The following is a 23433-nucleotide window of genomic DNA, read 5'->3' as shown; positions in this document are numbered from 1 at the left end:
TAAGTGGAGAAAATATTGCAGAAGTCATTAGCGGAAACGCTGCAAATAGAGTGCGGAGGCAATGTTCTATATGGCGTTAGTTACCGACAAGATGATTTAAAATCGCAGCCAACGATAATTTTGTCTCATGGGCTTGGTGAAACATATCGTGATGTGGCAGAATACGCACGATTACTGGCCAATAATGGTTTTGTTAGTATCGTTTTTGATTTTAGCGGTCGAAGTAACAGAAGCAAAAGTAGCGTATCTGTTACAAGAATGTCTATCTTTTCGGAAAAAAACGATTTATTAACAGTAATTAGGTTTGCACAAAGCTTGAATTATGTTAATAATAATCGATTGTTTCTTTTTGGCGAAAGTCAGGGCGGTGCCGTGTCCGCAATTGCTACTGACGAAATTTTTCAACAAATTGCTGGCTTGGTGCTATTTTACCCAGCGTTTGTTATTCCAGCCGGCCCTTTAGTGTGATCGTCGCATTGTCAGTGGCGTAGGGGACATGACGCCAAACATTTTTCCAGCTAAATCAAAATACAGCGTCCCCCAATCTTCGCGATAATAGACTTTCGCGTGTGGTAAATGGTTACCAAAGTCTTGGAAGTGTTCAATTCGAGTTCTCACTGATATGTTTGCCATAAGGATGTTCCTCAGGATTCTGAATTCTAATAAAATCATAGTATAGATGAGTACCGGAATGCCCAAGCCACGTATTAAAAAATGTATTGAGACATGTTAATTCGTGGTCTTTTGAGCTTTTCCTCTCAGCCTCGATGAGTACATTAAAACAATGATCATGGAAATTAATCCGCTCCAAAAGAAAATGTCAGCGGCCTGAGCGTGATCGAAAATAACTCCATAGATTACTAATCCGACAGGATTCAGAAACTGGCCCAGGACATTTGAAACTGTCATGACGCGTCCTTGATAATTTTCTGGGATGTATTTTTTAAAATAGATACTAATGGGGATATTAGCTGCTGACAACATTGTTCCGAGTATCAAGGAGATCAGCGCGTATGCAATGAGGGCTAATAAATAGAAGTGGTTGCCTAACAAGACTGGAACTGCCATCAAAGAAATCGTTACACCAAATAGTAGGCCGAAGATAAAGGTATATTTGACTGGTTTTTGGCTTCGGGCAAAAAGCTTAAGGTAATTCCTGATGCAATCATGCCAATACTCGTCACTGCGCTCAGCAAGCCATAATTGAAGTTGCTGACGTGGAAATAATGAATCAAAATGAAGGGCTGACCAATGATTAAACAAGTCATAAAGAAGTTGACCAGCATGACTACGATCATGATGAAACTTAAATTTTTATGGTTGACAATATAGCTGATGCCTAATTTAAACAACTGCCAGTTCGATTGGCCGCCATCATTTTGATCACTGCTTTCAATCACCTGTTGGTTAGTTAATTCGAAGTCCATCGAAAAGATGAGAAAAATAACAATGATTTCGACTAAAATTTCTGTTACCACAAAAAATGGAATCGACACAAAAGCGTAAATTGAACCTGCCAGGATCGGGCCTGCAATGCTTGAGATATTGCTGGCACTATCTTCTAAAGCTGTCAGTTTTTGTAAAAAAGCTGGACCAACCATGTTGATTGTCGAGCTCTCATAAGAGGTGTTTTGAAAATCATTGATAACTGATAGGATGCCGCTGATCAAAATGATTGCAATGAAGCGGGCTTGCGGTAAAAATAGGAATACAAAAAGAAAGATCAGCAGGAGAGAGATACTAAAAATTTGAGATGAAATGATTAGAGGCTTATGTTTGTGAGAATCAATCAAGCTTCCCATGGCAGGCGTAAAAATAATTCCCAAAACAGGTCCCAAAAATTCAGTCAGCGCGAAGCCTAGAGCGGAATTTGTTTCTCTTAAAATGAAGAGGCCAAGCACGATGAAAACATTTCGATACTAGTGCCCCTTAGGAAGTCAGAAATCACAGCTTTATTAATCTGAATTTTTGACGCCCTGATTATTTCAGAGTTCATGAGAACCTTCTTTCACAGTTATTCTCATTCTATAACTATTTATAATTAAAGAAGTAGTATTTCAGCTTTCCATGCTTGAATGATTTTGCAAAAAATTCTATAGCCCAAAGGGGATAGAACTAATTTAATTTAAAACAATCAAAAGCTTTCAAAATGAAAACCCGCCATTTATCGATTGAATAAATGACGGGTTTTATGCAGACTGGTGATAAGCAACACTCATAACAAAAAAGTTGCCGCTTAAAGGCTTAAAAGCACCGCTTAACAAAATGGTTGTCCTTTTTCTGAAAATTTTTCCTATGATGATTCCAGGCTCATGGTCAGGCACACGCCCAAATATAAGTGTGTTACTGACAATCAGCATAGCAAGTCAAGGGATTTTTAAAGGAGAACTCAAGCATGGCAACTATTCTGCGAATTATTTTTCAAATCATTCGCCACACGCCTTTTTGGGTGTGGATTGTGTTATTCATTTTAATCAAGCGCGGTAGGGCTTTAATGACCGAGAGTCCTGTGTCTGTAGGACGGTCTTGTCTTATGCCGGTAATTTTCATTATCTGGGGCCTCAATACCATTGTCGACCGTTTTCAAAGCCCAAATGTGTTATTAAGCTTCTATATTGGTGCATTAGTTCCGGGATTTTTATTTAGTTATTATTTGTATAAAAATCGCCGATTTCACGTTGATCACGATGGACTGCTGATCCAAGAGGGCAGCCGTCTACCAATAATCATTATGCTATCTAATTTCTTGGTTAAATACCTATTAAACGTTATCCTGGCAACGCAGCCTGGATTGTATGCGAATTTGCCCTTTAACATTTTTTACGGTTGCATTTGCGGCTTTACAATCGGTCTTTTCTTTGGCGGCATATTTAAAAGCATGCAAGCCAAAAGGCAGCTGGCACTTTGAATCTATTTTGACAATCGCTTGACTTTTCGGATGACCTTGTTTAGCATGAACCCAAGTTCATTTTTTCACGCGTGGATTGAATGTATAAACAGGCAAATGCCTGAGGACTTACATTATGAATTTTCAAGCATTGATAGTGATTTTAAACTGGGAGGGCAGAAATGAATGATCAGCTTACTTGGCAAGCTGCAGTTAAAGACACTCTGCCGACCATTTTTGGCTACATCGGGATTGGTTTGGCTTTTGGTGTGATTGGCCGGACGTCAGGCTTGGCAGTCTGGATTGTTGTGCTGATGTCAGCTTTTGTCTATGCAGGTTCAGCTCAATTTACGACCGTGAGTATGCTGACAGCACTCAACCCGGTCAGTTCGATTGTTCTCACAACTTTTCTTGTGAATTCCCGAATGATTTTAATGAGTACGACCCTGTCTGCTTTTTTTAAAAAAGATTCCATGGCCAAAAATTTGCAGATTGGTAGTTTGCTGACTGATGAAAGCTTTGCTTTGAGTATGAATAAACTGAATTACACGCAAAACCGCTTGTCTTTTGAATGGCTGAATACTTCTAATTGGATTGCTTATTTGACTTGGGTGCTGTCGACTTTAGCCGGTGCACTTTTAGGCAATATTATCAGCAGTCCGAGGAGGTTTGGCTTGGACTTTGCGCTGCTGGCGATGTTCATTGGTTTATTGTATTTGCAGGTTCTCGCAGACAAATCGATGTCAAAAAAATTGCAGCTGCTAGCCATCTTAATGACGATGCTGCTGACCTATGTTTCCATGATTATTCTACCGGCCAGTCTCGTGATTGTCGTCACAGCACTAGTCGGATGTGCTTTGGGGGTCTTAGTCAAGCATGCCTTCTTCTAACGTTATTTTGTTGACAATGTTGGGCTGCGGCCTAGCGACATGGCTTTCCCGTATCATTCCTTTTGTTTTGCTGAAACATTTTCAATTGCCAAAACAAGTCGTAGAGTTTCTGTCTTTTGTCCCAATCGTGATTATGACAACGCTTTGGTTTAGCAGCCTCTTCACTGCACATATGGGGCATCTGCCTAAAATCAATCTCCCATATGCTTTGGCATCCGTGCCGACTTTTCTATCGGCAATTTTAAGTAAAAGTCTTTTGATAATCGTGCTAGTCGGTGTACTTTCCTTAATGCTGTTACGGATTTTCGGCTTCTAATTAACTTTGAGATGCTGCCTGACAGGTATCATTTCAGTGTTATGAATGATTGCCCGCAAGCACAAGCGCAGCATAAATGTCACTATTATGTACACTATATGATATAATATGTACATAATAGTGACAAAATACAAAAGGAGAAATGCTGATGACGCAGGCTGATATCATATGGCGTTTTATACGCGAGCACCATGGACAGGTAACGATCGCAGATGTTGAATCCATTGGTCTTTCTAAGAAAGTTCTTTATCGGATGGCACAAGCCAATCAGATCGAAAAATTAGATCCTGGGGTTTTCATCGATCCAAAAGAATTTGGTGATAATTTAGCTGGATTACAGTACCGTTTCCCTAAGGGAATTTATTTCAAAGACACAGCTCTTTTTTTGCACGGTATGATTGATCGAACTCCTGAAATCTACGAAATGAATTTTCCGATGTCGAATCCTCATTCTGCAAGCCAGAATACCCAAGTGAAGATGTATCGGCAAATTGAACGGCTTTATAGCATTGGCATTGAAAAAGTGAAGAGTCCAGGAGGCCATCTTGTCAAAACTTATAACATCGAACGAACTTTGTGCGACATTATCAGGAAAAGAGATCACACTGACGCTGAAACCTTGGGACAAGCCATGAGAAACTACGCTGTAATGCCAAAAAAAAATCTTTTGAGATTAATTGAGTATGCAGACTTATTCAAAGTAAAGGAAGAGATCGAAAATTATATGGCGGTTTTATTGTGAGAATTTCGTTTGCCAGCAAGGACCAATTTTTAAGAAATGTGCGAAACCTTGCCATGGCGAAGAAAGTATTTTTTATACGGCTACAGCTTAATTTCGCTGCTGGTAAAATAGACTCATGACCTCCAAAACGATGAGAAAAGTCTTTTTTTACGGTGCGATCAGTCTTGATGGTTTTCTAGCTCGAGAAGATGATAGTCTGCAGTGGCTGTTTGACACAGAATTGGACCCGGATTATAGCATTGTGGATTTTGAGGCCGGCATTGACACGGTCGTTATGGGCAATACAACTTATAAAGAGACGCACAAAATACTTGGGGACACGCCCATGTTTCCCGGAAAAGAGAAAATCGTCTTTTCACGCAGTCAGACTGGTTCAGTTGCTGATGGCGGGCGATATGTTTCTGGCGATCCCCCAGCTATTGTCAGCGATTTGAAATCAGCTAAGGGTAAAAATATCTGGATTGTCGGCGGCGGCACAATCGTGACGCAACTGGTTCGACAAGACCTGATTGATGAGTTTTGGATCCAAATCGCACCTATCCTGATTGGTCGGGGTAAGCGATTGTTTGAAGAAGCAGATTATGAAAAACGTCTGTCACTAATCGGCATTAAACGAATTGACCAGTTGACAGAATTACATTTGAAAAGAGAGTAACCTAAAAAAGATATAGGAATCCGTTTTTATGTCAGTTTTATTTTCATAGCGTATAAAGGGCTGTAATTAAAGCCACAGACGAGATTATTAGTGAGACATAAATTAACAATTATTCTGTTTGCCGGACTGGCAGCTGGTACTTTTTTGGTACATCAGAATTACATTACTTTGCCAGGCAACGGCAATCAAGTCGTCCGCCAGTCGACAGATTCGATCGCTTCTCAGCTCAATGATTCCTGGAAACGGCTGACGCTGGCACTGGGGCAGAAGGGTCAGGGATTCAATCTGCCTAGCCTGCCGACGATTGATTCAGGGTCCACTGGCCAAGCAAGCGGCCAGAATTCAGCAAATACAGAAGTGCCTACTGACCCAAATGCCACACCTGTCGAGTCGATTGTTGCTGGCGTGCCTTTAAGCAATGTTTATTACTATCGTTTTCAGCCTGGTTTGCCGCAAGCTGCCCAACAACTTTTTCAAAGAGCCGTCAATATCTATAATGCGACTGGGATTGTCCGCCTGATTCCGGGCAACGCGACCGGCACGCAGAATAGTGTCGTATTTGCTGACTATTGGAAAGATGACGGTCCGGTCTCACAACTCGGAACGATCGAGCTCGGCCGTGGCGGCCCGCAGATTATTCAGCGTTATGGTATCGCAAATACTGCTTATAACCATGGCATGGCCAGCCTGAATATGAGTTATCAGCAGTCGCTCTCGCTATCCGTGGCTGTTCACGAATTAGGGCATGCACTAGGATTGGGGCATAGCAGCAGTCGCGATTCGGTCATGTATCCGATCGACCAAGGGAAAAGCCAGCTGTCACCTGGTGATTTGGCAGGTTTGAGAGCAATTTATACACGTAGTTAAAGCCGGTTTGAGACCGGTTTTTGTTTGCCCAAAAAAATTATTAAGCGTTTAACAACATCCAGATAAAAGTCGGGTAGAATAGTTTTGTTAAATCTAAAAATTGGGGAAGTAGTTATGTTAACCGAAGATAAATTACTGGGTTCGATCGAGGCTGGCGGCACGAAATTCGTCTGTGCTGTGGCCGGGGATGATTTTAATATTATTGATCAGGAGACTTTTAAGACGACCAATCCTGCCGAGACAATGGGAAAAACGATTGCCTTTTTTCAAAAGTTCAACGTCGCTTCGATCGGAATCGGCTCTTTTGGGCCGATCGGTATCAAGGAAAACAGGCCGGATTATGGTTTTATCACAAAAACACCCAAAGTCGGCTGGTCTGATTTTGATTTTGTCGGCAGTCTGAAAGCCACCATCAATGTCCCGGTTTTCTTCACGACCGATGTCAATTCATCTGCATACGGCGAGTATCAATTCGGCGGCGTACCCAAAGAGGAGACACTAGTCTATTTCACGATTGGCACCGGTGTTGGTGCAGGCGTGATTCAGGGCGGTTCATTTGTTGGCGGCCGTTCTCACCCGGAAATGGGCCATATTCTATTGAGGAAACATCCCGATGACATTAATTTTCCTGGCGTTTGCCGTTTTCATGGCGACTGTCTGGAAGGATTAGCTTCCGGCCCCTCGTTAGCTGCCAGAACCGGTATTAAGGGCGAAGATATTGCCGATGATGATCCGGTCTGGGAGATTATTGCCTATTATTTGGCACAGGCAGCTTGGTCTGCCACACTGGATTTTCGTCCGGACAAAATTATTTTCGGCGGTTCTGTCTCCAGCCGTCCAGGCCTTTTAGCAAAGACACGTCAGCAGTTTAAGCTGATGAATAATGATTATCTGACTGTACCAGCCTTGGATGATTACATTGTTCACCCAGCAATCGAGAATAACGGTTCGGCGACTTATGGTGATTTTGCTTTGGCGATGTTTGCCTTGCGAAATGCTGAAAAATCTGATGAAAGGGCTTAAGCGTCAAATTTTCGTTATTCCAGTTCCTATTTCGGTAAGTTTAATTGTATTCTAAATACTATGAAACGGATTTTTATTGTGAGACATGGGCGGACGGAATGGAATTTGGAATCGCGTTTTCAGGGTGCAAACGGTGATTCGCCGCTTTTGGAGTCGAGTAAAAAAGATTGTGAGGATTTGGCTGTGTTTCTCGATAAATTCGATTTTGCAGCCATTTACACCAGTCCGATCAGGCGAGCAAGGGTAACGGCCGAGCTGACATTATCGCATACGAAAAAATATGGCAAGGCGCCGATTGTTGATGACGAAGATTTTCGGGAAGTCGGTTTTGGGGATTGGGAAGGCTTGACCAGAACACAGGTCAAGACTGCATACCCAGAGCTTTTTGACGCTCTGATTCATCGTCGCGACGATCCGCGATTGCTGGCTTTCGGGATTGAAAAATTCACGGCAGCCCGCAAGCGTTTTAAAGCGGGCATTATTCGCCGCCTTCAGACGGTTTCGGACGGTCAGAATATCTTGATTTTTTCGCATGGCTCGATCAGTCAGCTTGGTATTAAGGCTTTGACCGGCAACGAACACCTCACGAGCTTGAAAAATACATCGACTTCAATTATCCAGACCAGTGACGACCAGCATTTTGATATTGCCGCCTATAATGAAGCAGCATATTTGGAAAATGTCGACAGCAAGGGAAGCACAACATTAATTTAAAGGAGAATCATGTTTCAGCTTGAAAAATATCACACGAATGTCCGGACAGAGATAATCGCAGGGATTACGACTTTTCTCTCAATGGTCTATATTTTCTTTCTAAATCCACAGATTTTAGGTCAGACTGGCATGCCCAAACAAGGCATTTTCCTAGCTTCGATCATTGTTTCAACGATCGGAACGCTTTTCATGGGCCTATTTGCCAATCTGCCTTTCGCACTTGCTCCAGGAATTGGGATGCAAGCCTACTTTACCTATACCATTGTCTTCGGTTTCCACTTTAAGTGGCAGCAGGCTCTGGCAGTTGTCTTTTTGGTCGGTGTCTTTGATTTGGTGATTACTTTAAGTCACGGCCGTCGGGCAATCGTTAAGGCGATTCCTGAAGAGTTAAAAGCTGCCATCGCTGGTGGTATTGGTCTCTTTGTGGCTTACATCGGTTTGAAAAACGCCGGTTTCATCAATTTTATTATTGATAAAGCCAATATTATTACAGGTTGGGGAACACCTTCCATGGTTGGAAACGGCGGTGTGACGCCCGAGATGGCCAACTTTAACCAGCCGGCCGTCATTCTGTCTCTTCTAGGTGTTTTGATTTTAATTGTGCTTTTGCTGCGCAAAGTACCAGGTGCATTTTTGATTTCCATGATTGTGACCACGATTATCGGTATTCCTATGGGCGTTACCAGCACCCATATTGAATGGACACAATCACTTTCACAGACTTTTTCTCAGTTTTCGAAATTGATTTTTTCTGGTTTTGGTGGCCAGGGTATGCCAACACTTTTCAATAATTGGCATGATTTTCTTTTGACGTTAGCAACAGTCTTTGCCATGGGCTTGACTGGTTTGTTTGATGCCATTGGTACCTTGCTGGGTATCGGCGAACAGACTCAGATTTTTACTGCCGCTGATCAAAAAGAATTCGCTGAAAATAAAAGCGGATTCAAGACACGTATGGACCGCGCCTTGCTGGCTGATACTGTGACAACGACAGCTGCAGGTGTTCTCGGCACTTCCAATACGACGACTTTCATTGAGTCTGCTTCTGGTATTGCTGCCGGTGGACGTACTGGTTTGTCTAACATTGTGACAGCCATTGGTTTCCTGCTGACAATCTTCTTGGCACCTTTTGTCTCAGTCATTCCGACTTCAGCCACTGCGCCAATTTTGATTGTTGTTGGTATTTCCATGATGGGTCAGCTGAGGAAAATCCAGTGGGATGATTTCGAAGTTGCTGTGCCATCCTTCTTTACCTCGATTTTCATGGCTTTGTCCTACTCGATTTCTTATGGAATCGCGGCTGGTTTTATCTTCTATATTCTGGTCAAGATTACAGTCGGCAAGTTCAAACAAATCAATCCGGTTGTTTTGATCATCAGCCTCATGTTTTTAGTCAACTTCATCCTGATTGCCTTCCGTTTTGCTAGCTAAAGCTTCATTTTGCCATGGCTTGCCTGTATGATTAATTTATGTCGCTAAAAAGCAGACTGAACAATTGGGTCAGCAAAAGGAACGCGAAGACGGATGTCGAAGAGCGTTTGCGCCGGCGAAAAGAAGTCGAACGGCAATATGCGAAAGCTCATCCGGAAAAAATCGTTCCAGTCCAGCCTGAATATGAGCAGGAATTTAAATTAACGCATAACGGCAAATTTCAATTAGGTTCAAACGGCAAGCTGACTCGCGAAGGTTTAATCCATCGGCTCAAATATCGTCTGAACATTGCGATTGCTGTGCTGGTTATATTGATCATCATTTTGTATCTGTACTTTATTTTTCTTTAAGGAGAACGCATCACATGAAAATTGGCATTATTACACCCATGGAAGAGGAAAAACGCGACCTGCTGGCAGCGCTTGACAGCATTTCGAGCGATCAAATCGGCGGTCAAGATTTTTCTCAGGGCACGATGTTCGGAAAAGATGTGATTCTGACTGAATCCGGTATCGGCAAGGCGCAAGCTGCCATGGCGACCGGTGTTCTTTTGGATCGATACCAGCCGGATATTGTCGTTAATACCGGTTCTGCCGGCGGCTTGGCGAGCGGTCTGCATATTGGGGACCAAGTGATTGCTCAGCGCCTGGCTTACCATGATGTCTACAACACGAAATTTGCCGGATCAGTCGGATTTGTGCCGGGTAAGCCTCTTTATTACGAATCAGATGCCAAGCTGGTAGCTGATTTTCAAGAAGCTAATCCTGAAGCCAAGACTGGCTTGGTTGTTTCTGGTGATTCCTTTGTCATGGGAAATATGAAGACACAGATTGTGACCAATTTTCCTGATGCCATGGCTGTCGAGATGGAAGGCGCTTCAGTGGCTCAGATTGCTTATGACTTCGGTGTACCTTTCATCGTCCTGCGTGCCATTTCCGATTCAGCCGATGATGGGGCACAAGAAAGTTTCGATCAGTTTTTGCTCGAAGCCGGCCGCAAGTCAGCCAAGTTATTGTTGAACTTTATTCAAGGTTTATAAGATGCTTGCTGCCTGTCAGCTGATATAATTGGGTTATGGCATTTTCAGAGACAGTTTCAGTAAAAGGTGATCAGACATATCGCATCAGTCCGTCCATTAAGGCATTTACATTGCGCGATTTGGGATTTTTCCCGAATAATGCAGGCGCTTTGACCAAGACGACACTCTTGGAGCCTGAAAAGGGCACTGCGGGTTCGCGAAAATTGAAGCTTGTCTTTGCTAAAGATGTTTCCGGCTTTAAAGTTTCGATCCTGACAGCTAATGAGGCTTTAAATGTTGATATTTTCTCAAACGATCAGGATCAGCCTTTAGTGGAACAGTACCGTTATCAAATTCAGCAGCTGATTGACAGAAATGTGTTGGAAACCGTTTAAAAATCTATTTTATTTCTGGAACAAGTGCGCAACAGCACTTGTTTTTTTGCGTTAAACTTGTTTACGTGCCTGAATTAACAGCAAGTGTAAAACGGTCTTTTTTTGTCAGCAGCGATAGTGGCTATGCTGTTTTTTCGGCGAAGGTTTCTGACAGTGATTTCGATTGGGAAGAATCCATGATCACGCTGACTGGTGAGATCGCTGATTTAAAGGTTGGCGAATCCTACGAGTTTTCCGGCCAGCTGACTGAACACCCGCGATATGGCAAGCAATTCAAAGTCGTGGATTATCAATCGGTGCTGCCCAATGATAATGATGGTTTGGTCGATTTTTTGAGTTCGGATTTATTTCCCGGAATCGGTCGGACGACAGCTGAAAAAGTTGTTGATAGTTTGGGCAGCAAGACAATCGAGTTGTTGACCAGCGATGATAGTCAGCTACAGACACTCTCTTTGACAAAAAAGCAGCTGGCAACCCTGAAAAAGGGACTGCTGGAAAATCAGGAAAAAACTTCAGCCTTTAGTCAGACGGGCAAATATGGCCTTAGCCAGTCCTTGATCGAGCGGCTTTTTGACGAATATGGCCTGATGTTTACGACCATGCTGGCCGAAAATCCCTATCAATTTATCGGCCAGGTTGAAGGTTTTACTTTTGATAGCGCCGAGCAGGTGGCACGTGTCGACAATTTTCAAGACGAAAAAGCTCAGATCCAAGGTGCGATCGTTTATGCCTTATTGAGTGATCAGCAGGAAAACGGCGGCACTTATTTGACTGAAACACAGCTGTTTGCAGCCGTGGCAGCTCTATTACATAGTGATCCTGGATTTTTTGATAAAGAGATTTCAGAGAATCTGCAGCTTTTGAAGACAAAAAAACGCATCGTTTTGATTGATGACCGCATCAGCCTTGTCGAAAGCTACAATTTGGAAAAGGCAGTTGTCAAAGATTTAAAACGCTTGATTTCCTTTCCTGAAGCCAAAGACAAGCAGCCCTTAGCTGCCAAGACCGATGCTGCTTTAGACAAAGACCAATTAGCAGCGGTTAAATCCGTTTTCCAAAATCGGATTACCATTTTGACAGGTGGTCCTGGGACTGGCAAGACGACCGTCATCAAAGAAGTGATTCATCAATGGCATGCTGCGGCATCTAAATCCCAAGAGAATGATGAAGAGGATCATAAGAAAACAGTTCTTTTGGCAGCACCGACTGGTCGCGCCGCTGCAAGAATCACAGAAGTGACCGGTAAAGAAGCTGTCACGATTCATCGTTTGCTGGGTGCAACGGCTGATGGCTACTTTGATTTTGACGAGAGCAATCAGCTTCAGGCGGGCTTGATCGTAGTTGATGAAATGTCGATGGTCGATTTGGCACTGTTTCAGCATTTTCTCTGTGCCGTGCCCAATCACTGTACGCTATTATTAGTCGGCGATAAGGACCAATTGGCGTCAGTCGGTGCCGGTCAGATTTTAAATGATCTAATTTTAAGTGAGAAATTTGCCACAATTCAGCTGCAGACTAATCACCGGCAGACTAAGGGATCCGGCATCGATTTATTGTCGCAGGATATGAAACAAGGTATCGTTAATCCAGCTATGTTTCAAAATAGCAAAGATGTGTCTTTTTTTGCTTTGGAAGAGTACCAGTTGGATCGCGGCATCAATCGGATTTTGTCAGCAGCCATGCGCTTGGGAATTAAAAAAGAAGATTTGCAGATTATCACACCGACCAACCGTCTCGTGGATTTATTGAACCAATTGGCGCGGCCTTTTCTGATCGATAGTGACGGTCAAGTTGATTTGTCGGCGGATTTTCTGCCGGGCGATCGTGTCATGCAGCAGGAAAACGATCCGGAAAAAGGTGTCAATAATGGCGATATTGGTTATGTGACAGCTGCCCATTTACAAGGCCCGGTCCGCTCACGTTTTCTATCGGTCGATTTTCTCGGCAGTCTCGTCACTTATAAAGAAAACGAAATCAAGCAGCTCCGGCTCAGTTATGCATCTACGGTCCACAAATCACAGGGTAGTGAATTTAAAAATGTGATTTTTGTCTTGACCAGCACCTTTAATAATTTTGTGACACGTAATTTAGTCTATACAGGCGTTACGCGAGCCGAAAAGTCTTTAATTATGATCGGCAGTCAAGCGGCTTTCACGGATGCAATTAACAATCCGACACCGATGCGGCAGACAAATTTGGTTAGCCTTCTGGGTGGTAAAAAAGCGTTAGTCGCTCAAAAAGAAACAAATATAGAGGCAGAACCTGCAGCTCCGACTGCTGCACCGAGGCTTTTCACATTAAGTAAGCAGCTGATAGATAGCGGCCGGATTGATCCGATGATCGGCATGGCAGACATCACACCAAGGGATTTTTTAAAAAATGATTAATTTTCCTCTCACAATTGAATCACATGCTTTTTTGGGTAGTTGGATTGAAGATCCTGACCATCAACACATTCTAACCACAAATCTGGGTGCTGAGATTTATTTAAAAAGCCATGAATGTTCTCAAATTGTCCTAGACTGGGCTGCTAAGACGCGTGATGGCCAGTGTTCGCGTATTCTGATTTCACTTGATGGCGGTGTTTTTAAATCCGAAAAACTGACAGCCGATCCGATTATTTTGTCACTGGATCCAAAAGAAGACCATTTAATCCGTATCATGACACAAGCAATCAGCTATGAAAAAGCACGGACATGGACGCTGACTGACTATTTTTGTTTGCAAGGGGTTACGCATAATGGTCAGCTGACAGGTGCTGTGCCAAATCGTAAAAAACTAATTTTTGTTGGGGATTCGATTATTAACGGGCAGAAAATTCTGGCGGACAAGACGACAGCGGCACACCGCCCCGATTTAAGCTGGGATTTCTTAGTCTCTGAAGCCTTGAATTTGAATAATGTCCGGATCGCTTATGGTGGCTGCGGTATCACACAACATGCCAAAATCTATCCGCCGACTGCCATGGATTTTCTTTGGCTGTTATCTGAGACTTTGCCACGCCCGATCGATCAAAGGGATGATATTGCTGGCGTGGTCGTGAATTTGGGAACCAATGACGGCGATGCCGACCAGCAGGAATTTACCTTTGCGCTGAAAATGTTTCTCCGGGAATTAAAAAAACGTTTTCACGACGCCAAAATCATCATCGTCGAACCCTTTAATGGTAATTTCAAACAAGTCTTTGAATCGGTTGTCACATCCTATGATCCGAATTACACATTAATCAAAAATACATCTTGGCAGTTTCCGACCAGCGACGGCGGTGTCCATCTAAACCAACTCGGCCATCAGCAAGCCGCAGACATTTTACTTCCGAAGATTAAAGAGGCCATTAATGCTTAAATTGCCTGCCGCTTTTATTACTAAATATCAGCATTTGCTAGGCGATCGGGCCGAGTCTTTTTTGGCCTCTTTTCAATCTGAACCGGTTGCTGCTTTTCGCCTGAATCCTTTAAAAAACCTGCAAGATTACGGCGATTTATCTAAGAAGCACCCAGTATCTTGGAATCCGGAAAACGGCCGTTATGGCAAGATTTCCGGTCAATCCGACGCTTTTTTAACCGGTGTGGTCTATTCGCAAGAAGCCAGTGCCCAATTTGTTGCTCGTGTGGTCGATGCTGCGGCCAATGAATGCGTCTTAGATTTAGCAGCCGCTCCTGGTGGCAAGACGACACAAATGGCAGCTGATATGCAGAATCAGGGACTTTTGGTCGCTAATGAGATTAATTTTGGACGTGCCAAAATCTTGAGCCAGAATATCGAGCGCATGGGGATTAATAATTGTCTGGTTACCTGTGAAAAACCTAACGCGTTAGCCGATTTGTTTCCCAATTATTTTGACAAGATTTTATTGGATGCGCCCTGCACTGGAGAGGGAATGTTCCGAAAAGACCCGAATGCCATCGATTATTGGCATCCGGATTATAATGACGAATGCGCTCATCGGCAAAAAGAGATTTTAAAATCAGCTTTATTGATGCTCAAACCTGGCGGCCAATTAATTTACTCCACTTGTACTTTTGCTCCGGAAGAAGACGAGCAGGTGATTGCCTGGCTGCTCTCAGAATATCCGGATTTGCAGCTTCTACCGATAAATAAGCCGGAAGGGATCGAGGACGGACGCCCGAATTGGGCTGACAATAATCCTGAGTTGAAAAAAACAGCGCGCCTGTGGCCGGATAAGCTTCAAGGCGAGGGTCATTTTGTCGCCAAACTGGTCAAAGCGGCTGACGAGCCAACTGACAGTCAAACGAAACTTCTCAAGAGCAATCTGAATAAAAAAGATCTGCCCGTCATCCGAACTTTTTTCAAAGAAAGCCATCTGAGCTTTCCCTTAGATCGTTTATTTGAATTTGCAGATTACGTATATTTGTTTCCTGAAGACTGTCCATCGATTAAGGGTTTACGTGTTTTGCGTTTGGGTTTGCAATTGGGCCAACTGAAAAAAAATCGTTTTGTACCTTCGCAATCCTTGGCAATGAGCTTAATTCCCGCTGATAGTGCTGAAATTAACCGATTTGAGTTATCTGATGATCAGCTAAAAGCTTATGTCCATGGCGATGTGATTGCGAATCTGACAGTGCCTTTACAAAAGGGCTGGGTTCTTGTCACGAAAAAAAATAACGGCCTTGCATTCGGTCGTTATTCAGATCATATGATTAAAAACTTTTATCCCAAAGGGCTGCGAACAACCCTGCACGATTAAATCAATTATCTGTTCAATTCTTTTAAGGCAGCGATTTGGCTGCTTTTTTTGACACCATACATGGCATAAAGCAGCGGCAGTTGTTTTTGCCAGCTTTCAATCGTTTCGCCTAATTGATGTTTGCTCAGTTGAAAAAGAAAATAGCCAGCCACACCGGCCATTTTGGCACCGAGTGCCAAGGCGTTGAACAGTTCTGGTGTGTTTGTGATGCCACCGTTAGCAATAATCGGTGTTTGCGTGTCGGCTTGTCTAGCGAAACGCAATGAATCAGACGTACTGATTCCCAAGTAATCATTGCTTGTCAGGACATCCGCCATTTCTGGGTCGTCACTGTCGTTTTCACTATCATCATCTTCAGGATCCAGGCCGTCAGCAAATAATTGCCATAAAGGAGTACGGTTGCGTCTCTCTTCAATCCGGCCAAAATCAGTCCCGCCGGATCCTGCAACATTGATAGCTGCCGGCTGCAGTGCTGATAAGGTTTCAATAGCGGTTTGCGACATGCCAAAACCAACTTCTTTAATAATCACGGGTACTGATACCTGGTCAATGATTTGTGTGATATTGGACTGCCATTTCGTAAAATCCCGGTCGCCATCATTCATTGACAACTCTTGAACCGCGTTGACGTGGATTTCCAAAGCATCCGCATCAACAATCTTAATGGCCTCTTTGGCATCTTGAGCGGAATGGCCAGCGCCGATATTGGCGAAAATAAAACCTTCAGGATTTTCTTCTCGCACAATCGAAAAACTTTTGCGTGTCTCTTTTTCTTTAATAGCGATCGATTCAGATCCAACAGCCATGGCTAAATCGTATTTTTTAGCTATTTGGGATAACTTTTGGTTGATCGCGCCTGTTCTCAGACTGCCGCCGGTCATAGCTTCAATATAAAAAGGCCATTGGAATCGGTGGCCGAAAAGTGTAACGGAGGTGTCAACGTCTTTAACAGCGACGTTAGGCAGAATCGGCCGATCCAATTGCAGATAACGCAAATCGTTAAAGGGTCGGTTGTTTCGCCACTGCCAAATGGCCAAACTAAGATGTTCGTCTTTTCGGTGAGCGTGCGCGGATTCAATTTTTTGAGTTTTGTCGGTCATTTTTTATAGTATACGTGTAAATCCAGCGGGACAATGCCAATCCGCCGCCATTCTTGCTGAATCTTAGGAATATCATCAATTTTTTCTGTAAAGGCAATAATATTATCACCACCACCAGCTCCGGAGATTTTAGCCTGGTACCCGCACCGATTGGCGGCACGAATACCTTGGACGATCTTTTGTGTCATGACACCAGTCAGCTTTTCAAGATTGTCTTCTGCTAAATGCATCTGTTGGCTAAAAGCAGCAAAGTTCCGATCTTTGATGGCTGTAAACATGTTTCGCACGATTTGGTCGGAAGTTTGAATAAAGCTCTGTGACAATTGGTTGTTTTTGACAAGTTCGCTGGTTACAGCAGGATGCCCGGTCCAGCCAACCAGCAAGTGCCAGGATTCTGGAAAACGCGCCTGGATCGGTAGCTGGCCGTTTTCATAGAGCAGCAGGCCGCCATAAGTCGAGGCAGCAATATCGGCGCCGGAATTTTGAGGCTGTTGCTGGCGTGAAAAAGCCAGTGCTTTATAAAATAATTCGTCATCAGACAGGGGCAGCAGATTGTCGCTTTTGGTTTTCAGCACGGCATAGGCACCCGAAGAACCAAGGCCGTATTTAACACCTTGGCGGTTGACGAGTTCGGATTTAGTCTGCGAGATAAAACGATTGATCGAAAACACCAGCGCCAAATGTTTTGGAACTGTGACAGCATATTCGCCGGCCAGCATTAATTTGCCAGGCACTCTCATTTCAGACATGAACGACTCCTGGACCGGGCTTTTGAATTAAAATTTCGCCAAAGTTTTTCAACTGGTCAGCGACTTTTTGACAAGACCGGCTATCAGTAATCACTTTAACGTTTGGCCCGGCATCAATCGTTGCAAATGCTGGAATACCGGCATGGTAAAGGCGATGTATGTCATTGATCACGGCCCAAGTCTCGCCGGCAAAATAGTCAAAAGGCTTATCAGCGCTGCGATTGAGTGCGTGCATCCCCATGGCGTTTCGTTCAGCAATCAGGCCGATTTTTTCAATATCCTTGTTTTTGATTGCAGCTATCATTTCCCTGATTTGCATTTTACTCTGTGAAAGCCAATTTGAGTAGTCAAGCGAGCTTTGGGCACGCTGCATGCCTTGGCTGGAAGGGATTTTTTTTGTCTTTTTGTCTGTCAAAACATCGATGACACGAATGCCAAAGTCGACCGGGTCTAAAATACTTTGTGCAAAAGAGCTCTGATGATCATACCCTTGATACCAAATCGAAAAGCCGCCATAGACAGAGCGGCTGGCTGAACCAGATCCAAGGCGTGCCAGACGAGAAAGGGACGGGCGGTCAGTCGGCAAGCCGTAACTATCGCTGGCTGCTAATGCAAAAGCTGCAAAAGCTGAGGCAGAAGAAGCTAATCCAGCTGAATTCGGCACGTGATTTTCACTAGTGATCTTGGCATACTTGTGGCTGCCAGTCTGCTGACGCACAAAATCCAGTACTTTGCTAATTCGAGGATTGCTGGCGAGCTGACCGTCTAAGATGAACAGATCCTGTTTGAGATCATCGGTTAAGTCAACACGCGTATCGGTATACAGCTGGTCTAAAGTCAGGCCGATTGAACTGCTGGTTGGCAGATTCCAAGTGATGTCCGATTTTCCCCAATATTTAATTAAAGCGATATTTGTATAGGCGCGTGCTTGAGTCATTATATTTTTGAAATCCAGCTGCCGGTCGCACCGGATTGTGACAAGGCGCTCTTAATCTGATTAGCAGTCCCTTTATCACTTGCTAAAGCCACGATGCTGCCGCCTAGGCCGCCGCCGGTTAATTTAGCTCCAAGTGCACCATTTTTAATGGCGATTTTAATTAGTCGTTCCAGGTAGGGTGTAGAAACACCTAATTGCGCGAGCAGTTTTTGATTGCGGGACATCAAATTCCCAAAGTCAACTAAATCGCCGGCAATGATTTCTTCACGGCCGCTTTCGGCAATCGCGCCCATTTCCTTAAAATAACTGCCGTATTTTTTTGGATCTCTGTGATAATTATCGGCGACTAATTTGACAGCTTGCGAAGTGAGCCCGGCTGTTCCAGAATCGGCGATAACGATATAGGCTTCCGTGTCAAGTTTTAAAATAGTTGCGTCTTTGCTGCTGTCAAAAAAAATCGGCCCGTCGGCCATAACTGCATAAGTATCGCCGCCCGATGATTTGCCATGATTTTTGTTTTCTGCAATTTGAGAAAAGTTGTAGACCTCCTCGTCGCTGTATTGATAATCAAAAAAGTCAAAAAAGGCTTTCGTGATGGCGACTGAATAGGCCGCTGAAGACCCGAGGCCTTTTTTTGAAGGGACATTTGATTTGATATGTAATTTAAAGGGTAAATCAGGCTGCTGGAAAAATTTCAGCAGTTCGGTCAATAGGCTGTAGATGCCGGAAAAACGATAATTCAATTGATACATGGTACCAGAAAAATTATCTGTTTCAATTAATGTCTGGTCAGAGCTGATAACCTCTGCTTTACAATTCAAACTCAATAATGGCGCGATAATTGCAGGATAACCGTAAACAACCGAATGTTCTCCTAAGAGATGTGCTTTTGCGTGTGACTGTCCAAATCCGAAATTCATAATACTAATTGTAGTAAAAAAGGTAAAATTTTGTAGATGGATGAAAAATCAACTTTTGCAATTGTGGATCTCGAGACGACCGCGCCATTCAAAGAGGGCGGCCATATCATTCAAATCGGCATTAGTTTTGTACAAAATTGGAAAATCATCAATAACTTTCAGACCATGGTCAATCCAGGCGTCCGGATTCCGCCGCAGATTGTCGAACTGACTGGGATTCAAAACGCTGATGTTCAAGATGCGCCCTATTTTGAGGATCTAGCTTTAATGATTCATGAGCAGCTGGCCGGCACGGTTTTTGTTGCACATAACGTTCACTATGATTTTCCTTATTTGAATGGTGAATTTTCGCGAATTAAGATGCGGCGTTTGCGTCTGGAATCAGTCGATACGGTTCAACTGGCGCAGATTCTCTTTCCAACGATGCCAAGTTATAAGTTGGACGAGTTGGTTGAAAATCTTGGCATCACACTTCCCAGACACCACCGCGCCGATCAGGATGCTTATGCGACGGCGCAATTGTTTTTAAAACTGCATGACCGAATGGCATCACTTTCGCAAAATACTTTGAAAAATCTATCGGTCTCATCTTCAACACTGATCGGTAATACGGAAAATCTTTTCAGTCTGGTTAAGGGCCAGCCAAAATTCAAGGGCAGTCACTATAAAGAACTGGATCTTTTACAAGTACACCGGGCAAAGGCAGATGATCTGCATGCATGGCTGACGGAAAAACGGCGTTTTTTGACTCGCAAGACACCTGTGACAGCTGTTTTAAGGCCCCGACAGGAAAGTTTTGCCAATATTTTTCTCTCCAAACTCAAAAAGGGCAGTTCAAAAACTTTTTCTGTCTTCTCGCGTCCGCGTTTTGGCAAAAGCAATGCTTATCTGCTGCTGGCAGAGAAGTTGGCAGCAAAGCGCGCAAAAGTCTTGATTATCGAAGAGGACCCGCAAAGAAAAAAGCTCGTGTTTGAAAAATCCCAGCTGCTGATGCCAGAAAAGCGCAGTTTGTTTGCTAACCCAATCAGCCGCAAAGATTTTATCAGCTTGAGCAAATTCAGGGAAGCTTTGGCGATTGAAGACAGCCCGACAAAACAATTGGCCAAGTTGAGGCTGCTGGTCTGGCTGACAGAGACAAAAAGCGGCAACTTGAATGAAATCGTTAATGGTTTTCCAGAAGCTTTGTACAGCCTATTTGCCGATCAGACGTCACCGGATACCTTTGATTATTTCAAAGCTGGCACGCATGATTACGAGTTTCCGGATATCGCGATCACCGATTTGGCGAGTTTTCTCGTGACTAAGCATGAATTTCTGTCCTACTATGATTATTTGATATTCGATATCGATAAAGGTGTTTCTGATCTGGCTGATTTGGCTGGGAACATCGATAAGACGAGTATTATGTTTACACAGGCGAAAGATTATTTGAAAAATTGGTATTCAAGTCGGGAATTTCCGGATCTGGCTGCCACGATTTTATCTTTGAAACAATGAATTTCACGCTGTTTTTTTATATAATTTAAGTCAAAACCTTTTGAACAACTATTCGACAATCCAAAATGCAGAACGATCAAATAAAGCCCACCGACTTGCGATTATTGTCGGTATCGGTATTTTTTTGCTGGTTTTGATATCTGTTTATCTTTTCATTATTCTGCTGCCTAGCAGAGATGATGCTACGCGTTTTTCCTCTTTGGCACAATCTGAGGCCGGCATTACACGTGTTAGGACTTATAAAGCGTCGGACCGCAACGGCAATTATTATTCGATATACGGCGATAATAGCAAAGGAAAAGAGTATCTGGTCATTTTTAATAGCAAAGAGAAGCTGGTTCGCCGAATACCAGTGAGCCAGCAGGTATCTAACAGCCGGTTGGATCGGATTTACAAAAAATACCGTGTCCACAACGTTTATTCTTTCGCACCATCGATTTACAAAAAGCGGCCGGTATTGGAATTGAGTTATGAAGGACAGAATCAGTCGCTTAATTATCTGACAATTGATTTGAAAAGCGGCAAGGTTTATCGTGTGATCGAAGGTTTATAGTGTTTTCAGGGAGCATTTATGTCAGAAGAAATAAAAGTTATCAGAATTGAGGATGTCCCTCATTTTGTCGGACAGACAGTTAAAATCGGTGTCTGGTTGAGACAAAAGCGGGGAAGCGGAAAAATTGCTTTTCTCCAGCTGCGCGATGGCACTGGATTTATGCAAGCTGTCGTCGTTTCAGCAGATGTGGACGAGGCGCTTTTTAAATTAGCCGAGCATCTCAAGCAGGAGAGCAGTTTTTATGTGACGGGTGAGATTCACGAAGATTCCCGCAGCAGTTTCGGCTATGAAATGGCCGTTTCCGCGATCGACATGGTCGGCGAGTCGGAAGGTTATCCGATTACACCTAAGGAACATGGCACTGATTTTCTTTTTGACCAGCGCCATCTATATTTGCGTCATCAAAAGCCCTATGCGACTTTGAAAATTCGCGATGAAATTATTCGTGGCATCTATGATTTCTTTTATCAGGACGGTTTTTTGAAATTTGATTCGCCTATTTTGACCGATTCAGCGCCGGAAGGGACTACTGAGCTTTTTCCTGTTGATTATTTTGACCAGACAGCTTATTTGTCTCAGACCGGTCAGCTATATGTTGAAGCTGGCGCAATGGCCTTTGGCAAGGTTTATGATTTTGGGCCGACTTTTCGTGCAGAAAAATCTTCCACGCGCCGCCATTTGACTGAATTTTGGATGATTGATGCCGAAATGGCTTGGATGCACCAAGAACAGTCTTTGGATGTTCAGGAACGGATGATTGCTTATCTGATTCAGCGAGTTGTTGACAATTGCCAGACTGAACTAGAAATGCTGGGCCGTGATGCCGACAAATTACGCAGTTACACAAAGCTGCCTTTTCCGCGTGTCAGCTATGACGACGCCGTCAAACTGCTGCAGGACAATGACTTTGATATCAAATGGGGTGTCGATTTTGGTTCGCCGGAAGAGACCTTTTTGGCTAACTACTACAAGACACCTTTCTTCGTTGTGAACTTTCCTAAAGCTATCAAGGCTTTCTACATGAAACGTCATCCGACACGCGATGATGTCGTGATTTCGGCTGATTTGATGGCTCCTGAGGGTTATGGCGAGATTATCGGCGGCTCTGAAAGGGATACCGATTATGATTATCTCAAACAGCGCCTGATTGATCAGCATTTGGACTTAAAGGAATACGATTGGTATCTTGACTTAAGGAAGTACGGCTCTGTGCCGCATTCCGGATTTGGTCTGGGCCTGGAACGCTTTATTCGTTTTGTGGCCGGTGAAGACCATATTCGTGAGACAATTCCGTTCCCAAGAACCCTGAATCGTTTGCATCCCTAATATGGACGACGGACTAAAAAATTTCTTGGCTCAAGGCAACGTCGAAATCCCATTGAGGCTGTTTCAAAACTACCATCAGCTCGGTCTCAGCAATGAGGATTTTGTTGTCTTGATTCAATTAATGGCTTTTCAAAAAGAAGGTGTGGCACTCCCGGATGCTCAGCGTATTTCGGCGAGGACGAATTTTTCTCAGCAGGCTGTTCAGCGCGATATTGAAAAACTGCTGACGCATCACTTCATCGCTTTGTCCGCGGACAATGATGCCTATGATTTCACGAATTTATTTCAAAAACTCATTGGTAGTGGGGCTGACGATACGGCAGCTTTCTCTTCACTGGACAATAGCTTGGATCAAACGGGGACAAAAAAACAGCTTTATCAGCTTTTCCAACGCGAGTTTGGTCGTCTACTGACACCGATGGAACTGCAAACCATTTCTGAATGGCTGAAAAAGGACAAATTTAGCCCTGAATTAATCGTTACGGCCCTAGGCCAGGCTGTTAATTCTCAGATATTAAATCTGCGTTATATCGAAAAAATACTCCTGAATTGGAAGAACAGCCACGTGCAGACAAAAGCACAGGCTCAAGCTGATAACCTGCATCATCGTCAGCAATTTGCTGAGATGCCACACGGAGCCAAACTGCCGCAAACTAAAAAAAGCCCGACTATCAAAATTCCCCTGAAAAAAATTGGCGAATAAGT

26 protein-coding genes and 1 pseudogene are annotated in these 23433 nt (G+C 43.6%); 20 read left to right on the top strand and 7 right to left on the bottom strand.

Features of this window, described 5'->3' with window-relative positions:
* Positions 1–3 precede the first annotated feature (3 nt).
* Positions 4–468, top strand: a complete 465-nt coding sequence (locus NRF22_RS02005) for an alpha/beta hydrolase (RefSeq protein ID WP_412178706.1) — start codon at positions 4–6, stop codon at positions 466–468.
* Here NRF22_RS02005 and NRF22_RS02000 read toward each other — a convergent pair.
* The 3 genes and pseudogenes from NRF22_RS02000 to NRF22_RS01990 all read right to left on the bottom strand — a co-directional run.
* A pseudogene (locus NRF22_RS02000) lies at positions 455–633 on the bottom strand (MmcQ/YjbR family DNA-binding protein); the annotation flags it as partial. The gene NRF22_RS02005 and the pseudogene NRF22_RS02000 sit on opposite strands and share 14 nt — an antisense overlap.
* 96 nt (positions 634–729) lie before the next feature.
* Entirely contained in the window at positions 730–1068 is a 339-nt protein-coding gene (locus NRF22_RS01995; protein ID WP_263778983.1) for a hypothetical protein, read from the bottom strand.
* Positions 1069–1079: 11 nt separating this feature from the next.
* The gene (locus NRF22_RS01990) at positions 1080–1901 is read right to left on the bottom strand and encodes an MFS transporter (RefSeq protein ID WP_263778982.1); all 822 of its coding nucleotides are present in this window, start codon (positions 1899–1901) and stop codon (positions 1080–1082) included.
* Positions 1902–2395: 494 nt separating this feature from the next.
* Here NRF22_RS01990 and NRF22_RS01985 point away from each other — a divergent pair, with 494 nt between their 5' ends.
* The 15 genes from NRF22_RS01985 to NRF22_RS01915 all read left to right on the top strand — a co-directional run bounded on the left by NRF22_RS01985 (position 2396) and on the right by NRF22_RS01915 (position 15646).
* Positions 2396–2908, top strand: a complete 513-nt coding sequence (locus NRF22_RS01985) for a DUF6622 family protein (protein ID WP_263778981.1) — start codon at positions 2396–2398, stop codon at positions 2906–2908.
* Between the two features lie 161 nt (positions 2909–3069).
* A complete protein-coding gene (locus NRF22_RS01980) occupies positions 3070–3777 on the top strand; it encodes an AzlC family ABC transporter permease (protein ID WP_263778980.1) in 708 nt (235 codons plus the stop codon).
* On the top strand, positions 3764–4093 hold the full coding sequence (locus tag NRF22_RS01975) for an AzlD domain-containing protein (protein WP_263778979.1): 330 nt from the start codon (positions 3764–3766) through the stop codon (positions 4091–4093). Before NRF22_RS01980 ends, NRF22_RS01975 begins: the two co-directional genes overlap by 14 nt.
* Before the next feature lie 142 nt (positions 4094–4235).
* The gene (locus NRF22_RS01970; RefSeq protein WP_318528696.1) at positions 4236–4835 is read left to right on the top strand and encodes a type IV toxin-antitoxin system AbiEi family antitoxin domain-containing protein; all 600 of its coding nucleotides are present in this window, start codon (positions 4236–4238) and stop codon (positions 4833–4835) included.
* A 115-nt stretch (positions 4836–4950) separates the two neighbouring features.
* Positions 4951–5490 (top strand): dihydrofolate reductase family protein, encoded by a 540-nt coding sequence (locus tag NRF22_RS01965; protein ID WP_263778978.1) that lies wholly within the window; start codon positions 4951–4953, stop codon positions 5488–5490.
* 90 nt (positions 5491–5580) lie between these two features.
* Complete coding sequence (locus NRF22_RS01960) at positions 5581–6357, top strand: matrixin family metalloprotease (RefSeq protein ID WP_263778977.1); 777 nt, start codon at positions 5581–5583, stop codon at positions 6355–6357.
* A gap of 114 nt (positions 6358–6471) precedes the next feature.
* Positions 6472–7380, top strand: coding sequence for a fructokinase ScrK (scrK, locus tag NRF22_RS01955; RefSeq protein WP_263778976.1), 909 nt, complete (start codon positions 6472–6474; stop codon positions 7378–7380).
* A gap of 60 nt (positions 7381–7440) precedes the next feature.
* The gene (locus NRF22_RS01950) at positions 7441–8094 is read left to right on the top strand and encodes a histidine phosphatase family protein (protein WP_263778975.1); all 654 of its coding nucleotides are present in this window, start codon (positions 7441–7443) and stop codon (positions 8092–8094) included.
* Between the two features lie 9 nt (positions 8095–8103).
* Entirely contained in the window at positions 8104–9525 is a 1422-nt protein-coding gene (locus NRF22_RS01945; protein ID WP_263778974.1) for an NCS2 family permease, read from the top strand.
* Between the two features lie 38 nt (positions 9526–9563).
* On the top strand, positions 9564–9875 hold the full coding sequence (locus tag NRF22_RS01940) for a hypothetical protein (protein ID WP_263778973.1): 312 nt from the start codon (positions 9564–9566) through the stop codon (positions 9873–9875).
* A gap of 14 nt (positions 9876–9889) precedes the next feature.
* A complete protein-coding gene (locus tag NRF22_RS01935; protein ID WP_007746347.1) occupies positions 9890–10564 on the top strand; it encodes a 5'-methylthioadenosine/adenosylhomocysteine nucleosidase in 675 nt (224 codons plus the stop codon).
* A gap of 35 nt (positions 10565–10599) precedes the next feature.
* Positions 10600–10938, top strand: a complete 339-nt coding sequence (locus NRF22_RS01930; RefSeq protein WP_007746351.1) for a DUF1831 domain-containing protein — start codon at positions 10600–10602, stop codon at positions 10936–10938.
* Positions 10939–11003: 65 nt separating this feature from the next.
* Entirely contained in the window at positions 11004–13325 is a 2322-nt protein-coding gene (locus tag NRF22_RS01925) for an ATP-dependent RecD-like DNA helicase (protein WP_263778972.1), read from the top strand.
* Positions 13318–14283 carry a lysophospholipase gene (locus NRF22_RS01920; RefSeq protein WP_263778970.1) on the top strand — a complete coding sequence of 322 codons (966 nt, stop codon included), beginning with the start codon at positions 13318–13320 and terminating at the stop codon, positions 14281–14283. The genes NRF22_RS01925 and NRF22_RS01920 overlap by 8 nt, the downstream gene beginning before the upstream one ends.
* The gene (locus NRF22_RS01915; RefSeq protein WP_263778969.1) at positions 14276–15646 is read left to right on the top strand and encodes an RsmF rRNA methyltransferase first C-terminal domain-containing protein; all 1371 of its coding nucleotides are present in this window, start codon (positions 14276–14278) and stop codon (positions 15644–15646) included. Before NRF22_RS01920 ends, NRF22_RS01915 begins: the two co-directional genes overlap by 8 nt.
* Before the next feature lie 5 nt (positions 15647–15651).
* Here the strand turns inward: NRF22_RS01915 and NRF22_RS01910 are convergent, their stop codons facing one another.
* From NRF22_RS01910 to mvk, 4 genes are read right to left on the bottom strand one after another with little or no spacing between them, the layout of a single operon-like run.
* On the bottom strand, positions 15652–16746 hold the full coding sequence (locus NRF22_RS01910) for an alpha-hydroxy-acid oxidizing protein (RefSeq protein ID WP_263778966.1): 1095 nt from the start codon (positions 16744–16746) through the stop codon (positions 15652–15654).
* Positions 16743–17495 (bottom strand): mevalonate kinase, encoded by a 753-nt coding sequence (locus NRF22_RS01905; RefSeq protein WP_263778965.1) that lies wholly within the window; start codon positions 17493–17495, stop codon positions 16743–16745. The genes NRF22_RS01910 and NRF22_RS01905 overlap by 4 nt, the downstream gene beginning before the upstream one ends.
* Entirely contained in the window at positions 17488–18432 is a 945-nt protein-coding gene (mvaD, locus tag NRF22_RS01900) for a diphosphomevalonate decarboxylase (RefSeq protein ID WP_263778964.1), read from the bottom strand. The genes NRF22_RS01905 and mvaD overlap by 8 nt, the downstream gene beginning before the upstream one ends.
* Complete coding sequence (gene mvk, locus NRF22_RS01895; RefSeq protein ID WP_263778963.1) at positions 18432–19352, bottom strand: mevalonate kinase; 921 nt, start codon at positions 19350–19352, stop codon at positions 18432–18434. The genes mvaD and mvk overlap by 1 nt, the downstream gene beginning before the upstream one ends.
* Before the next feature lie 36 nt (positions 19353–19388).
* Between mvk and NRF22_RS01890 the strand changes: the two genes are divergently transcribed.
* From NRF22_RS01890 to NRF22_RS01875, 4 genes are read left to right on the top strand one after another with little or no spacing between them, the layout of a single operon-like run.
* A complete protein-coding gene (locus NRF22_RS01890; RefSeq protein WP_263778962.1) occupies positions 19389–20849 on the top strand; it encodes an exonuclease domain-containing protein in 1461 nt (486 codons plus the stop codon).
* A gap of 40 nt (positions 20850–20889) precedes the next feature.
* Positions 20890–21402, top strand: coding sequence for a hypothetical protein (locus NRF22_RS01885; RefSeq protein WP_263778961.1), 513 nt, complete (start codon positions 20890–20892; stop codon positions 21400–21402).
* Positions 21403–21420: 18 nt separating this feature from the next.
* Positions 21421–22728: an asparagine--tRNA ligase gene (gene asnS / locus NRF22_RS01880; RefSeq protein ID WP_263778959.1), complete on the top strand. Its 1308-nt coding sequence runs from the start codon at positions 21421–21423 to the stop codon at positions 22726–22728.
* Between the two features lies 1 nt (position 22729).
* Complete coding sequence (locus NRF22_RS01875) at positions 22730–23431, top strand: DnaD domain-containing protein (RefSeq protein ID WP_263778958.1); 702 nt, start codon at positions 22730–22732, stop codon at positions 23429–23431.
* Positions 23432–23433: the final 2 nt, after the last annotated feature.

This window comes from Oenococcus kitaharae, from assembly GCF_025758695.1.
Taxonomy (GTDB): Bacteria; Bacillota; Bacilli; order Lactobacillales; family Lactobacillaceae; genus Oenococcus; species Oenococcus kitaharae_A.
This window is presented reverse-complemented; position numbering and strand designations above follow the sequence as displayed.

Coding starts and splice junctions, on each gene's coding strand:
- NRF22_RS01995 (WP_263778983.1), bottom strand. CDS start 1,068: ATGGCAGTTCCAGTCTTGTTAGGCAACCACTTCTATTTATTAGCCCTC.
- NRF22_RS01985 (WP_263778981.1), top strand. CDS start 2,396: ATGGCAACTATTCTGCGAATTATTTTTCAAATCATTCGCCACACGCCT.
- NRF22_RS01980 (WP_263778980.1), top strand. CDS start 3,070: ATGAATGATCAGCTTACTTGGCAAGCTGCAGTTAAAGACACTCTGCCG.
- NRF22_RS01975 (WP_263778979.1), top strand. CDS start 3,764: ATGCCTTCTTCTAACGTTATTTTGTTGACAATGTTGGGCTGCGGCCTA.
- NRF22_RS01970 (WP_318528696.1), top strand. CDS start 4,236: ATGCTGATGACGCAGGCTGATATCATATGGCGTTTTATACGCGAGCAC.
- NRF22_RS01965 (WP_263778978.1), top strand. CDS start 4,951: ATGACCTCCAAAACGATGAGAAAAGTCTTTTTTTACGGTGCGATCAGT.
- scrK (WP_263778976.1), top strand. CDS start 6,472: ATGTTAACCGAAGATAAATTACTGGGTTCGATCGAGGCTGGCGGCACG.
- NRF22_RS01950 (WP_263778975.1), top strand. CDS start 7,441: ATGAAACGGATTTTTATTGTGAGACATGGGCGGACGGAATGGAATTTG.
- NRF22_RS01945 (WP_263778974.1), top strand. CDS start 8,104: ATGTTTCAGCTTGAAAAATATCACACGAATGTCCGGACAGAGATAATC.
- NRF22_RS01940 (WP_263778973.1), top strand. CDS start 9,564: ATGTCGCTAAAAAGCAGACTGAACAATTGGGTCAGCAAAAGGAACGCG.
- NRF22_RS01935 (WP_007746347.1), top strand. CDS start 9,890: ATGAAAATTGGCATTATTACACCCATGGAAGAGGAAAAACGCGACCTG.
- NRF22_RS01930 (WP_007746351.1), top strand. CDS start 10,600: ATGGCATTTTCAGAGACAGTTTCAGTAAAAGGTGATCAGACATATCGC.
- NRF22_RS01920 (WP_263778970.1), top strand. CDS start 13,318: ATGATTAATTTTCCTCTCACAATTGAATCACATGCTTTTTTGGGTAGT.
- NRF22_RS01915 (WP_263778969.1), top strand. CDS start 14,276: ATGCTTAAATTGCCTGCCGCTTTTATTACTAAATATCAGCATTTGCTA.
- NRF22_RS01910 (WP_263778966.1), bottom strand. CDS start 16,746: ATGACCGACAAAACTCAAAAAATTGAATCCGCGCACGCTCACCGAAAA.
- NRF22_RS01905 (WP_263778965.1), bottom strand. CDS start 17,495: ATGTCTGAAATGAGAGTGCCTGGCAAATTAATGCTGGCCGGCGAATAT.
- mvaD (WP_263778964.1), bottom strand. CDS start 18,432: ATGACTCAAGCACGCGCCTATACAAATATCGCTTTAATTAAATATTGG.
- mvk (WP_263778963.1), bottom strand. CDS start 19,352: ATGAATTTCGGATTTGGACAGTCACACGCAAAAGCACATCTCTTAGGA.
- NRF22_RS01890 (WP_263778962.1), top strand. CDS start 19,389: ATGGATGAAAAATCAACTTTTGCAATTGTGGATCTCGAGACGACCGCG.
- asnS (WP_263778959.1), top strand. CDS start 21,421: ATGTCAGAAGAAATAAAAGTTATCAGAATTGAGGATGTCCCTCATTTT.
- NRF22_RS01875 (WP_263778958.1), top strand. CDS start 22,730: ATGGACGACGGACTAAAAAATTTCTTGGCTCAAGGCAACGTCGAAATC.